The 12886-nt window shown below is 58.4% G+C and carries 10 protein-coding genes; all 10 read right to left on the minus strand.

The annotated features are described in order from the left end of the window. Nucleotides 1–29: 29 nt before the first annotated feature. The 10 genes from ACI1P1_RS05930 to ACI1P1_RS05975 all read right to left on the minus strand — a co-directional run bounded on the left by ACI1P1_RS05930 (nucleotide 30) and on the right by ACI1P1_RS05975 (nucleotide 12864). Nucleotides 30–1127 (minus strand): acyltransferase domain-containing protein, encoded by a 1098-nt coding sequence (locus tag ACI1P1_RS05930; RefSeq protein ID WP_416215453.1) that lies wholly within the window; start codon nucleotides 1125–1127, stop codon nucleotides 30–32. Next, nucleotides 1124–2305 carry an N-acetylglucosamine-6-phosphate deacetylase gene (nagA, locus tag ACI1P1_RS05935; RefSeq protein ID WP_416215454.1) on the minus strand — a complete coding sequence of 394 codons (1182 nt, stop codon included), beginning with the start codon at nucleotides 2303–2305 and terminating at the stop codon, nucleotides 1124–1126. The genes ACI1P1_RS05930 and nagA overlap by 4 nt, the downstream gene beginning before the upstream one ends. Before the next feature lie 47 nt (nucleotides 2306–2352). After that, on the minus strand, nucleotides 2353–3090 hold the full coding sequence (locus ACI1P1_RS05940) for a glucosamine-6-phosphate deaminase (protein ID WP_416215455.1): 738 nt from the start codon (nucleotides 3088–3090) through the stop codon (nucleotides 2353–2355). Nucleotides 3091–3136: 46 nt separating this feature from the next. After that, the gene (locus tag ACI1P1_RS05945) at nucleotides 3137–4438 is read right to left on the minus strand and encodes a Gfo/Idh/MocA family protein (protein WP_416215593.1); all 1302 of its coding nucleotides are present in this window, start codon (nucleotides 4436–4438) and stop codon (nucleotides 3137–3139) included. Nucleotides 4439–4464: 26 nt separating this feature from the next. Continuing rightward, the gene (locus tag ACI1P1_RS05950; RefSeq protein ID WP_416215456.1) at nucleotides 4465–6447 is read right to left on the minus strand and encodes an alpha/beta hydrolase family protein; all 1983 of its coding nucleotides are present in this window, start codon (nucleotides 6445–6447) and stop codon (nucleotides 4465–4467) included. A gap of 1 nt (nucleotide 6448) precedes the next feature. Then, nucleotides 6449–7690 (minus strand): Gfo/Idh/MocA family protein, encoded by a 1242-nt coding sequence (locus ACI1P1_RS05955; RefSeq protein ID WP_416215457.1) that lies wholly within the window; start codon nucleotides 7688–7690, stop codon nucleotides 6449–6451. A 477-nt stretch (nucleotides 7691–8167) separates the two neighbouring features. After that, entirely contained in the window at nucleotides 8168–8998 is an 831-nt protein-coding gene (locus ACI1P1_RS05960; protein WP_416215458.1) for a carbohydrate ABC transporter permease, read from the minus strand. Continuing rightward, a complete protein-coding gene (locus ACI1P1_RS05965; protein ID WP_416215459.1) occupies nucleotides 8991–9872 on the minus strand; it encodes a carbohydrate ABC transporter permease in 882 nt (293 codons plus the stop codon). The genes ACI1P1_RS05960 and ACI1P1_RS05965 overlap by 8 nt, the downstream gene beginning before the upstream one ends. 81 nt (nucleotides 9873–9953) lie before the next feature. Continuing rightward, complete coding sequence (locus ACI1P1_RS05970) at nucleotides 9954–11282, minus strand: ABC transporter substrate-binding protein (protein WP_416215460.1); 1329 nt, start codon at nucleotides 11280–11282, stop codon at nucleotides 9954–9956. 550 nt (nucleotides 11283–11832) lie between these two features. Then, the gene (locus ACI1P1_RS05975; protein ID WP_416215461.1) at nucleotides 11833–12864 is read right to left on the minus strand and encodes a LacI family DNA-binding transcriptional regulator; all 1032 of its coding nucleotides are present in this window, start codon (nucleotides 12862–12864) and stop codon (nucleotides 11833–11835) included. Between the last annotated feature and the right edge of the window lie 22 nt (nucleotides 12865–12886).

The following is a 12886-nucleotide window of genomic DNA, read 5'->3' on the forward strand; positions in this document are numbered from 1 at the left end:
CCTATCCATCGTCCTGCTTGTCGCCAATATCAGGAATCCGTGATACGGTCTGCGGGAATAAACCCGTTCCGCGACGTAAACCAACGACCTTCCTCCAGGAGCCTGCGGGCTCCTTTTTGCATGGTGGTGGAGGGTTCGTGGAGCCGGAAATCCTTTTTGTTTTTGCCCATGCCGAAAATCCAGCTGTAGATCAGCTCATGCTCCCGCTTCTGTCCGGCGCAGCGGGTGAACAGCCGGGAGAATCGGACCAGATTGGCATCCTCCGGCAGAATCTCCTCCACCTCGGTGCTAAGCAGCCAGCTGGAGCAGACAAATCCGCGGTACCGGGTTTCCGGGAAATATCGTTGGGCGAAGGCCCACGCCATCCGCATGGAGAGCGCCGCATCCTGAGGGGACATTCGGCTGCCGTCAGCCGGGATATGAATGTCGATGACCGGCTCCCCGTCCCGAACCACACAGGCATAATCTCCGGCAGGCAAACTCACCTTCCCGGTAAGGATGTTCCCGCCTGGGCCGATCAGGTTTGCGGTCACCGTTCCATCCACAGCCTCCCGCAGCTCCGTTACAAATTCCCCTTCCGCCGCAACAAAACCCTGCCCGTCCACCGCCAGTCCTGCCTCCGCCACTGCCGTCAGGGAGCCGTCCCGGAGCTTCCGGTAAATCCGTGATCCATACACAAAGGGTTTGCTGTACACAAACTGGAGCCGTCCCAGCCGGAACACCGTAGCCGTCATATGCCGGGTCAGCCAGCGGTAATCATCAATGCCCGCACGGCCTCCGTGAAGCTCCCGGTAGTTCTTGGCGCGCAGGTCGAAGTCACACAGTGTATCCGCCAGCACCTGGCGCGGATAACCGCGGTCCCGGTAGATCGCCGCGAGACGGGGAAAACCCAGCCCGTACACATAAGCCAGGTAACAGTCCGCATCCTCCCCAAGCGCTTGCTCCAGCTCCGCCCGGCGCCGGGTGTACATGGCCCAAAACTGCGGCTCGCCCCCTTCCCCGTAGAGCAGGTCCAGCAGCTCCTCCGCCAGTGCGGCCAGCCAACCGCAGTCCGCCGTTTTCCGGGCGACCCGTTCCATTCCCGCCAGGAGTCCGCGGTCGGTTATATACCGGGCCAGCCCTGTCATGGTCGTTTCGGACTTGCACCGGTGCGCCGGTAGACGCTGGTCCCGGCCACCACCGTTTCCTTGACGGAAATTTCACCGGCAGCAAGGTCATAATCGAACAGTGTCAGATCGGCCACGGCGCCTTCCGCAAGCACACCCCTGCCGCTCATCCCCATCACCCGGGCCGGACGCTCCGTAACCGCCGCCACCGCTTCGGCAAGGTCCATGTCCGTGTAGCGCACCGCATTGGCAATGCCCGAATCCAGGCTCACGGCGGAGCCTGCCAGAATCGCCGGATTGGCGGCGGTCTGCAGCCGCTCATTCTCCAGCAGCTCCACATCGCCGCCGATGAGGCTTTGGTAGCGCCCTGGGGCCATCCCGCCGAATTGGGTGCAATCGCTGACCAGGACCGAGCGGCTGCCCTTGGCCCGCAGCATCACCTTCAATACCGGTGGGGCAAGATGGTGGCCGTCAGGAATAAAGGTCCCCCACAGCCGGTCCTCCGCCAGCTGCTGCCAGATGTAGTTGGGGTGGCGGGGCAGCACCGGCTGGGAGCCGTTTCCCAGATGGGTAGACACCGTAGCACCAGCCTCCACCGCCGCCTCAATTTCATCGCTTGAAGCCATGGTGTGCCCGATGGCCACAACCACGCCGCTGTCCGTAAGCCGCCGGATAAAGGGGATGGCCCCCTCCCGCTCCGGGGCCAGAGTCACCATCCGGATCAGTCCGCCGGCCGCCTCCTGCAAACGCTGGAATTCCTCCCATCCGGGATTGCGGATAAACTCCCGGGGATGGGCGCCCCGGCTGCCGTCCTCGCCGGAGAGGTACGGGCCCTCCATATGGATGCCCCATATGGACTTGGCCTCCGGGCAGCCGCTGCCGCAATAGGCCGCAACCGCCGCCATTGCCTGGCTCATCCGCTCGTAGCTGCCGGTAATCACCGTGGGCAGGTATGCTGCCACACCCCGCTTGTGCAAGGCGCGGGTAACCCCTGCCACATCCTCCGGCGTGGTGATGCCCCCATTCAGATCATATCCGCCGAAGCCGTTCAGCTGCAGATCGGTCCAGCCTGCCGAGATATACGGCAAACCCGGATGCTCTCCCCCGGAGAGAGGGCGGATGCCGCTAATCCTCCCCCCGGCATCCACCTCAACCTCCACAGCCGCACCGCCTGCGGCCAATCTCCCTTGCCAGATCATGCTGCCGCCTCCTTTTGTCCCGCCGTGCCTGCCCGGTGATTCAGGTGTCAGCACCAGGCGTATACCAGCGCCGCCGATTCCTTGTCCAGGAACAGCTGCCAGCTGGGATGGGTTTTCAGAATCGTGGCCGGATACCGGCTGTCCACCTCCTGCTGCACCGTATCAGCAATGGCCTGGGCCTTGGCGGCGTGGGGCACCACCGACACAATGTGCCGGCTTCGGAGAATCTGCTTCACCGTCATGCTGATGGCCTGCTTCGGCACCTCACCGTTGTTGGCAAACCAGCCCTCGTTGACCTGCTGGGCCTTGCAGGTGTCGCTGAGATTCACTACCATATACGGCTCCTCCACCTGGAAGTTGGCCGGCGGATCATTAAAGGCGATATGCCCGTTTTCCCCGATGCCGATCAAGGCCAGGTCCACCGGCTCCTCCGCGATGCGGCGGTTCAACTCCTCTACCACCTGCCCCGGGTCGCCCTCCCCATTCACCAGCCAGGCCTTGCCCACGGGAACGTGCTGCAGGAACCGCTCCTTCAGATATTTGCGGAAGCTGGCCGGATGGGATTCCGGAAGCGCCACGTATTCATCCAGATGGAACATCTCCACCTTATCCCATTCGATATCCATTTTGACAAAATGCTTGAAGAAGGGAAACTGGGAGGCACCTGTGGAAAGCACGATTCGGGCCTTGCCCTGGGTGCGCACCGCCTCCTGGATAATGGCCGCGCTGACCCGCGCCGCCTCCAGTCCCATTTGATCCGCATGTTCGTATATATTCATTTTCATGTTGATTTCCTCCTCATGAATGGGAATTGTCTGGTCGATTGTATAGCTATCCCTGCCGAAACTCATCCAGATGCACCATCCGCTTCTCCAAACGGGAGCGCTCTGCGGCGAAGGCCATCAGATGGCTCTGAATGGAGGCTCTGGCCGAGGTGGCGCTGGTATGGGCGCCTTGGGTACGTACGGTTTTCACGAAGTCGGCCACCAGCCGGCTGTCCCCGCCGCCATGGCCCACATGTCCCCCTGCATCGGTCAGCCGGATGTTCTCCTCCTGCCCGCTGCCGAAGCGCCGGATTTGAATCTCGTTGGTTTCCATGGTTGCCCGGATTTCGCCCTCCGTGCCCATCAGCTTCAGGGTCCGGTTACACTTTTCCGTAAAGGCGCTCATAGTAAAAACGGCAGTAATCTCATGCTCGAATTCCATACTGACCACCTGGTGGTCCACAACATCATTGTCGCAGTGGTACACGCAGCGCCCGAAGGGGCCTTCCTTGATCGCTTTGTAGCGGGCCTCATAGCTGGGGTCGCTGCAGGCGGCCTCGGCCTTCCAGCCCCCATTTTCAATCAAATAAATGTTGGGCGCGTAATATTTGCACTCCTGGGAGACGGGACAGCCGTCGAGACAATACTTGGGCGCTCCGGGAGGCGCGAATTCCGGGCGAAAATAGGTGAGATGCCCGTAGGAGGCCACACTGAGACAGTCGCCTCCCGCCAGCCAGGCCATCATATCCAGATCATGGCAGGATTTCGCCAGAATCATCGGACTGGCCTCGCCGCTTTTGCTGAAGTATCCCCGGACATAGCTGTGGGCCTGATGCCAATACGCCACATTTTCGTTATGCTGGATGGACATCAGCCGGCCGATCCGCCCCTCGTCTACCAGCCGTTTGATTTCCTGGAAAAACGGAGCGTAGCGCAGCACATGGCAGATGGTGAGAATCCGGTTGTACTGCTCCGCCTGGCGGCCAAGGGCCACACATTCCTCCCAGTCGGGGGACATGGGCTTCTCCAGCAGCACATGGTAGCCTGCTTCCATGGCCTTCATGGCCGGTTCAAAATGATCCTTGTCCCGGGTGCAGATAAACACGGCATCCGCCAGCTTCGGTCCGGCAAACAGCTCATCCCAGCTGCCGAAGCAGCGTTCATCGGGGATGGAGAATTTCTCCCGGAACCGTTCCCGCCGCTCTGTCCGCGGATCGGCCACCGCCACAATCCGCATATTGTATTGGCGGTCCAGGGCAAAGCTGCTATAGATCATGCCACGCAGGCCCGCACCGATGACGGCTACCGTTACGGTCGCGGACAGGTTGGTCCCGGTTGGCCCGGCGCCGCTCTCCGCAGGCTGATTCATCCCCATCTTCAACTTCGTATCCATTGTCAATCCCTCCTCGTGGCTGTCGCCGACAGCCACTGCTCAAGCTCCGCCAGGTCCAAAACCTCAAGAACTCCCGGCATCACGATACTCATGGCATCCTCTTCGTCATATTCCGGTGCAGCCACCCATTCTTCTATTCCGGCGAAGGAACCCACGGACGTTTCCGGGACTACCCGCTCCTCCAGGACCGCCGCCAGGCGCACGTAGAAGGCATAGAGGTCAGGAGCGTAGAAGGTAACCCGCTCTCCCGGAGCTCCCAGCCAATCTGCCAGCGCCAGGGACCGCAGCACATCGTGGATACGGAGTGCGGCCAGGCTGTCTCCCAGCCACAGCAGCTCATCGGCCAGCTTGTGCAGGATACCGAAAAACCGGCGGGATGGTTTGCCGTAGAGGGGATAAGGCTCGTCTGGGCCTTCCCCCGACACATTCAGCACCAGCACGGAGCCGCCGTGACGGCAGGTTTCGGTAAGCCACTGCCAGTGTGGGGAGAGCCGTGAGGTTCCTCCCTGCCATACCGCCACAGTCAGGGGAAGCGGTGTCCCGGCGGCGTTGGCGGAGGTGGCGGCGCTCCGAAACAGATAGCCGCTGTTCATGATTCCCGGCTGGGACCACCAGAGCAGATTATCCGCCAGCAGCCCCTCCGTTTCCCCCAGCGGCACCCGCCTTGGGTTCAGGCTGCAGGTTTGGCGTGGGGCCACCACCCGGTTGGCCAGCCATTCCCGGGCCTGCTGCAAGGCTTCGGCAGGGTCGCGGGCGGCCCGCTCCTGCCTGAAGCGGGCGGCCAGCTCCCGGTTCTCCTCCAGCACCGAACGGGAGCGGGGAGCGGGCCAATCCAGCCGCACCTGTCCCGTGGCGGTGCAGATCAGGCTGTCTGTGGACAGGGCCGGCAGCTCCTCCGCCGGGGCCTCCCATTCCTTGCCGTTCAGCGTCCGGCTGAAGAAGGAAGCCGCCTCTGATGCCAGCCGGTCGGTATAACGGTGGGTTGTGGCATCCTCCTCAAGCTGCAGCGCCCCCTCTCGGCCCAGCATACCCCAGAACCGGCGGCAGCGCTCCACCGTCTGCCGGGTTGCTTCAATGGGGAAAAAATCATACTGCGCCGCCAGCACCAGAAGCGGCTTCGGTGCAAAGGCCAACAGCAGGTCCTCATGGTCGAAACCCTCCGCCGACCACCCCGGCCACACCTGCTCCGCATCCTGCACCCCTCCGGCATGCATATACTGCTGCCGGTTCATGATGAAGGTGCCCGGTGCAGCAGCAGCCAGCCGGTCATCGCATACCATCAGCATGGCGGTTTGGGTGCCTCCGCCAGAGTTGCCCGTGACCCCCAAGCGCTGGGGGTCCACCTCCGGGCGGGCGGCCAGATAATCCAGCGCCCGGATGGCATCGTGAACAAAGTAGCGAGCGATGCTGTGGCCCGCCATATAACATTGGGCCCCCAGCTGCTGATGCTCCTTGGTGCCCCACACCGGGGGGCGGTTCGGGTCCGCATTCTGCGGCCAGGACAGCCGCTCCCCCTGGCCCAGAGGATCAAGGGCCAGTACGATGAGGCCCGCCTGCACCAGCCGGAGAACAACCCGGTGATAATACGGGCTGTGTTTGCCCTCCAGCTCATGCCCGGCTAGGAACAGCACCGCACCGGTCTGTTGTTCTCTTATGCGGGGCAGATACAGATTAGCGGTTGCATAATGACCCGGCCTGGGCTCCAGCACGAGATTCTCTACGGAGTAGCCATCCGCCTCATGCCGTGCCGTCAACTTGGCTTCGAGGGAACCGCTGGCCGTGGGAAGACCGCCGATCGCGTGGATAAACCCCTCCCTCACCTGTTTTTGGCGCAGCCGCAGCTCCGTCTCACCGGAAATGCTGTCCCGCATCTTATCCCCTTGGGCAAACGCCTCATCCGCCCGACTGTAAATATGCCGCTTCAACTGATCCTTCGTCTCATACAGGGTGCACACATACTGCTCCAGCCCGGCTACACTTCCCATGTTACCGGCTCACTTCCTTGCCGGCAGCCACCCATTCCTTCACATCGGGAAACGGCAGCGCCCGCCCTTCGGCGATGGATCTGTTGGCTATGGCACCGATTAATAGGGACTCTGCGCCGACAGCGCTGCCGGCCTGCTGGCCCAGCAGGTCCTCCACATCCCCCAGAAACAGCGCCCGGCGGAGTTTGGCGTCACCGCCGCCATGCCCTGACGCGGAGGTGTCCACCTCTACGGTCTCGATGGTGCCGTCCGGCCGGAAAATCCGGATGGCGCTTTGGCTCCCCTGCATATCCGCATTGCTGTATATATTGGTCAGCTCCATTCTGCCCCCGCTGCCGTTGATGGCTGCCCGCCAGCCCTCATAGGGGCTGTAGGCCACCAGGGAATAGGTAAGCATGGCCCCGTTTTCGTATCCCACATTGACCGACATGGTGTCGTAGATGTCGATCCGCTCGTCGAACAGGCAGCGGTCCCGGATATAGCCGTCCTCATGCTCGGCCTCATAATAATAGCGGCGGATAAAAGGGTCCTGCTCAATGTCCATATAATATTCGCACTCCGCCTTGTAGCCGCAGGTGAGACAGCGTTCGCCGCGTTCGGTGCGGCCGTCCCCGTAAACCCGGCGCTTCCCGAGGGCGTGAACCTCCCGGGGGCGGCTGTCCATCCACCAGTTGATAATGTCAAAATGATGGGTGGACTTGTGAACGAGAAGCCCCCCGCTGTTGGCCATCTCGGCATGCCATCTGCGGAAATAGTCCGCACCATGGCGCCGGTCCAGGAACCATTCCAGATCAATCTGGTACACCTGCCCGATGGCCCCGGCGAGGAGCAGCTCCTTCACCGCCGCAAAATACGGGGCAAACCGCAGATTGAAGGTGACCGTCACCTTTTTCCCCGTAGCCTGCTCCGCTTGGAGAATGGCCCGGCATTTCTCCTCGTCGATGGTCATGGGTTTTTCGGTAATCACATCGCAGCCGAACTCCAGCGCCTGGATGATATACGTGTGATGGGTATAGTCCGTGCTAGCCACAATCACCGTATCCGGCTTCGTCTCCTCCAGCATCAGCCGGAAATCACCGTACACCGGCACCCCGCCGCATTCCCCGCTCAGCAGGTTGGCCCGGACCGGGTTGATGTCGTACACCCCCTTAAACAGGAGCGTATCCTTCCATTCGGTTGCCATGGGTTTGGAGAACATGTGCAGAGCCCGGGAGCCCGCACCTACCAGCACATATGTTTTCATGTTGACCTCCTAAGAGCTTTCCCGTAGGGAAAGCTGACTTCGTAAGCATCTACTGAGCTTTTCGTAAGAAAAGCTTGTTTCGTAAGCATTCGCTGAGCTTTCCCAAGGAAAGCTGACTTCGTAATACGGGGCGGTTATCATTCTAACGGCGGTGAGCGCCGCTATTTGCCCCAAAACAGGGCATTTCAAAATCTAACGGAAGCAGGAGACGCTATTAGGCTAAAAAAGGGCTGGCAGCGGCCAAAATGATGCGAATAGCGGCTGTGGCCGCCGTTAGATTTTGGGAGGGACTGTTTTCGCGGAAATAAGGGCTCTAGCCGCCGTTAGAATCCGCCGATGCCCGCTGGCCCAAAAACTCCGCCGAGAACATAGCATCTGCAAACCACCCGCCGACGTTTCCGCTCCATTTTCACACTGCTGTCCTTGCCTGCTTCCCTCATCTGCTGTCTTCACCGCTCCCCCGGGTCCCCTAAGCCCCTACCCCTTCAGCCCCGTTGAGGCGATGCCCTGCACAAATTGCTTCTGAGCAAACAGATACACAATCACCACCGGCAGCGTAGTGACTACCGCTCCTGCCATAAGCAGCGCCTGGTTCACATTCTCCGACTTGAGGTACAGGAGCCCCAGAGGCAGGGTGTACAGCTCCTTGTCCTGCAGATAGATCAGCGGCCCCAGCGTGTTGTTCCAGGCCCCCATGAAGGTGAACACACCCAGCGCAGCCAAGGCCGGCCGGCACAGCGGCAGGTAGATCCGGAAGAATATCCCCGGCGGCGAACAACCGTCTATGGTAGCCGATTCATACAGCTCCTTGGGCAGTGAACGCAGATATTGCAGCATCAGGAAAATCCCGAAGGCGCTGCCCAGATAGCTGGGAATAACCAGCGGATAATAGGAATTCAGGGCATGAAACTCCTTCCAGATGAAATAGGTCGGAATCATCGTCACCTGGGAGGGAATCATCAGCGTCGCCAGCATCACCAGATGGATGGGACCCCGCAGCTTAAACTTGAACATGGCCAGGCCGAAGGCCACCATAGAGCAGGACAGGAGCGCTCCCACCATCTCCAGGGCCACCAGCAAAAAGCTGTTCCAGGTATATCGCCCGAAATCCACCTTGCTCCAGATGGTGGCATAATTCTCCCAATTCAGCGGGTTCGGAATCAGCTGCGGCGGCATCTGCGAGATTGCCCCTACCGTCTTGAGGGAGGTGGAGAGCATCCAGATAAACGGGAACACCATAAATACCGCACCGGCGATGAGCAAAAGATAAATGGGTATCCGGATGAAAAGCGGCGTTGTTTTAGTCATAGTGCACCCACCTCTTCTCAAAGGTCTTCTGGAACAAGGTAAAGGCCAAAATCACCAGGAACAGCAGCCAGGCCGTAGCCGAGGCGGGTCCCATCTTAAACAGCAGGAACGCATCCCGGTAGATCAGCAGGTTGGGCACCATATTTTGCTCCGGAATACCCGTAGTGATCGAGCCAAACAGCCCCAGGAATACATCAAAGGCATGAAAAGCCGAGATAGTGGACAGGATCATCACCAGATAGACCATAGGCGTTACGATGGGAAACACAATGCTGGTCAGCTGCTTCCAGCCCGATGCGCCGTCAATCTGTGCCGATTCCAGCACCTCCTTGGGCACATTCTGCATGCCCGCCAGAAGAATGATCATGGATTGTCCGGCTCCCTTCCACACATTCACCACGGCGATGCTGGCAATAACCACCAGCCAGTTGGGGCTGTCGATCCATTTGCCAGGACCGATGCCCATGGTCCCCAGAAACCAGTTCAGCACGCCATATTGGTTGTTGAACATCCACACCCACACTACCCCGCCGGCAATCCAGGGGGTCACCACAGGCAGAAAGTACACCAGGCGGAACAGGGACTTGGCCCGGATGGACTGGTTCAGCATAAAGGCCACCAGAAAAGCAAGCACCGTCTGCAGAGGAACAAATATCAGGGCAAATACAAACACATTTCGCATCGATACCCAGAACTCATGCTTTTGCAGCGTACGGACCCAATTGTCCAGCCCAATCCAGCGGGGAGGATTAAACAGGTCCCACTCAGTAAAGGAAATATACGTCGAGAATATGACGGGAAACAACAGGAATACCACCACATTGAGAACAAAAGGAAGGGTAAACACGTACCCCCAGATTCCTTGTTTGTGCATAGCAAAACCAGCCTTTCTGTTACCCCCGGAAGTCCGTCTTACCATGCTGCTTCCGCATCCGGGGGCCTGATTCTTCCCGCTCTACTTCTTGCCGTCCAGCACGTCCTGCACCTTCTTGTGGATATCCTTGGCGCCGTCCTCCACCTTCACATTGCCCTTGACGATTTCGTTGACCACCTGCTGGACGAGGATTCTCCATTCGCTCCATGTGGCGTTTTCATCCAGAGTCACTCCACCCTCGGCAATCCCGTCTGTAAAGGCCTTTTTGTTCAGGGGTTTGGTTTTACTGTCATTGAGCAGCGCATTGGCCGATTTCTTCACGGGCAGAGTGGAGCCGCTTTGGGCCACAACCGCCTGCGCCTTGTCGCCCAGATAATACTTGAGGAATTCCCACGCCGCCCCCTTGGCATCCTGGGAGGCCCGGGAGGAGATCAGCCAGGAATTGGCCACCATGGGCACGTAGCGTTTGCCGTCGGCGCCTTTGGGGATCTTCACCGTATCCCAATCCGTATCGGGGAAGCTTTTGTTCATATTGACCTGGAGGCTGTACTGCATAAAGTACATCGCCGCCTTGCCGCTGGAGAAGGCCTCCAGCTCGCCCCCGCTGGCTTTTACAAAATCGACATCAGCAAAATAGCCATTCTTGAGCCCGTCATACAGCTGGGTGAGGCCGGTTATGGTCTTGGGGTCATCAAACCGGGACTTGGTTTTGGTATCATCAAGAGCAGAGCCCCCAGCCTGCTTGATCCAGGGAAACCAGCCGTTGGTGATGGAATAGGAGCCGATAAAGCCGAATTGCGAGGGTTTGCTGGAGGCATCCTTAACCGTCAGCTTTTTGGAGGTTTCGATAAGATCATTGAAGGTCCAGTCATCGGTGGGAAGCGGTACTCCGGCTTTTTGGAAGGCGGTTTTATTGTAGGCCAGAGCCACCGGGTTAATGCCATGGGGCACACCCCAGACCTTGCCCTCAGGTGTTTTGGCCGAAAAAAGCCCGTCGATGTACTCATCGGCCTTCAGATCCTTGGCGATGTAGGGTGCCAGATCCTCGGCCACTCCGCGTTTCCCGTAGCTCAGGATAGTGGCGTTTTCCTGAAACCATATATCCGGCATGGTATTCCCGGCAATCTGGGTGGCAATTTTGGAGGTGAAGTCGCCCCAAGGCGCTTCCTGAATCTCCACCTTGATGTGGGGATGCTCGGCGATAAAGCCGTCGATAATCTCCTTGCTGGTCACCTCGTAGCTGCCCGGCAGACCCAGCTTCAGCGTCACCTGCTTTTTGGGGGCGCCGGATGCTCCGGCGGAGCTGCCCGGTCCGGGGGAGGAATCGCCGCCGGAGGAAGAGGACGAACATGCGGCAAGAGTCATTGCCCCCGCCAGCAGCAGAATGCCTGCACTTGTACCTTTTTTCATTTTCACATACCTCCTCAATAGATATTGATTCTAGTAATCGATTTCTATGTGAGAGTATATCACATGATTATAAATACCGCCAGAAAAATCTAATATATTCTTGCTTCTGCGTCAAAATACCTTACATAACATTTGTTTTCCCCGTTACCGTTCGCTTTTCCGCATGATATCCAGTCCATTTCCTGTAATCGATTTCCATAAACGTCATCATTTCTGCCAATAAAAGAAGCGCTTACAATTTAAACAGAAAATAACCGGCCCTTCCCCTGGTTCTCCGGCGGAGATAACCGCCTTTCATATTCTTCACCCTCCTTTGAATTTCACCTGTTTGCGCTCTTTAACGCGTCCCCTGTTTCGTTATTCCGTTTTTGCTCCCTGCAAAGCTGGACTTTGCTGCATCATAAATTATGCAGTAATCGATTTCTATTGCGATTATAACATGGGATCACCGTTTTGAATAGCGCTTTTTCAGAGCAAGTTTATTGCTGCCCCGTCAGGCATGCCAAAAAGAGGATGCGTCAACATCCCCTTTACAGCTGAAAAAATAGCCTCAGTCCCCGGTAATATCGCGGACCGATTTGCGCTCCAACAGCTTGGGCTGCAGCACAATATCAAACATCGGCCCGGCATCGTCCATCATATCCATCAGCATTTTGCAGGCCATCTTACCCATTTCGTAGTCCGGCTGTTTGATGGACGTCAGAGGGGGGTGAATCATCTGGCCCACATCAATGCCGTCGAAGCCCACCACGGAAATATCCTGGGGCACCTGCAGCTCCCGCCGGGAGAGCTCATTAATCACCCCGAAGGCCATCATATCATTGCAGGCAAAAATCGCCGTAGGCGGATTGGGACGGTCCATCAGCTTACCGGCCAGTCTTTTGCCGGAATCAAATTCATACACGGCGTTGTAAACCTCATCCGCGGGAGATTCCTCCACCATGGGCTCCAGACCTGCCGACTGCATGGCCTCCAGGTAACCCTGGCAGATGCTCCGGCGGCTGGGGCGGTCTATTTTGGAGGTGACATAACCGATCTGCCGGTGGCCCTTGGCTTGAAGGTGCCGGGTGGCCATAGCCCCGCCTTTATGATAATCGAACTCGATTTGGGAGATACCCTCCCCTTCGATCTTCTGGTCGATGGCGATGACATGCAGCCCGCGGTCCAGCAGGCTTTTCAAAAGCCGCTTGTCCTTGGATATGGAGGAGATAATCAGTCCCTTCACCTGCTTTTCCACCAGGGTGCGGATATATTCGTCCTCCAGAGCCGGGTCCTGCAGCGAGTTGCACGTGATTACCGTAAAATTGTGCTGGCGCGCCACCTCCTCCACCCCGAACAGAACAGAGGAGTAGAAGGGATTGATAATGGATGGAATAATAACGGCAATGGTCATGCTGGAATTCATCTTCAGCTGTTTGCCCAGCAGGTTGGGAATGTAGTTGGACTCCTTGGCGATCCGCTGGATCTTCTCTTTCAGCTCCTTGCTCACGGGGTAGCTGCTGTTGCTCAGCACCCGGGAGACTGTCGCCGATGAAACATTGGCCATTCTTGCTATATCATGGATGGTGACCGGCTTGTTCATACATTCTCCTCATTTTTACAGT

Source organism: Paenibacillus mesotrionivorans, from assembly GCF_046098205.1.
Classification (GTDB): Bacteria; Bacillota; Bacilli; order Paenibacillales; family NBRC-103111; genus Paenibacillus_AR; species Paenibacillus_AR mesotrionivorans.

What these genes read in the sequence shown, in the direction of transcription:
- ACI1P1_RS05960 (WP_416215458.1), bottom strand. Translation starts at nt 8,998, where the DNA reads ATGACTAAAACAACGCCGCTTTTCATCCGGATACCCATTTATCTTTTG.
- ACI1P1_RS05965 (WP_416215459.1), bottom strand. Translation starts at nt 9,872, where the DNA reads ATGCACAAACAAGGAATCTGGGGGTACGTGTTTACCCTTCCTTTTGTT.
- ACI1P1_RS05970 (WP_416215460.1), bottom strand. Translation starts at nt 11,282, where the DNA reads ATGAAAAAAGGTACAAGTGCAGGCATTCTGCTGCTGGCGGGGGCAATG.
- ACI1P1_RS05940 (WP_416215455.1), bottom strand. Translation starts at nt 3,090, where the DNA reads ATGAAAATGAATATATACGAACATGCGGATCAAATGGGACTGGAGGCG.
- ACI1P1_RS05930 (WP_416215453.1), bottom strand. Translation starts at nt 1,127, where the DNA reads ATGACAGGGCTGGCCCGGTATATAACCGACCGCGGACTCCTGGCGGGA.
- ACI1P1_RS05955 (WP_416215457.1), bottom strand. Translation starts at nt 7,690, where the DNA reads ATGAAAACATATGTGCTGGTAGGTGCGGGCTCCCGGGCTCTGCACATG.
- ACI1P1_RS05975 (WP_416215461.1), bottom strand. Translation starts at nt 12,864, where the DNA reads ATGAACAAGCCGGTCACCATCCATGATATAGCAAGAATGGCCAATGTT.
- ACI1P1_RS05950 (WP_416215456.1), bottom strand. Translation starts at nt 6,447, where the DNA reads ATGGGAAGTGTAGCCGGGCTGGAGCAGTATGTGTGCACCCTGTATGAG.
- ACI1P1_RS05945 (WP_416215593.1), bottom strand. Translation starts at nt 4,438, where the DNA reads ATGAATCAGCCTGCGGAGAGCGGCGCCGGGCCAACCGGGACCAACCTG.
- nagA (WP_416215454.1), bottom strand. Translation starts at nt 2,305, where the DNA reads ATGATCTGGCAAGGGAGATTGGCCGCAGGCGGTGCGGCTGTGGAGGTT.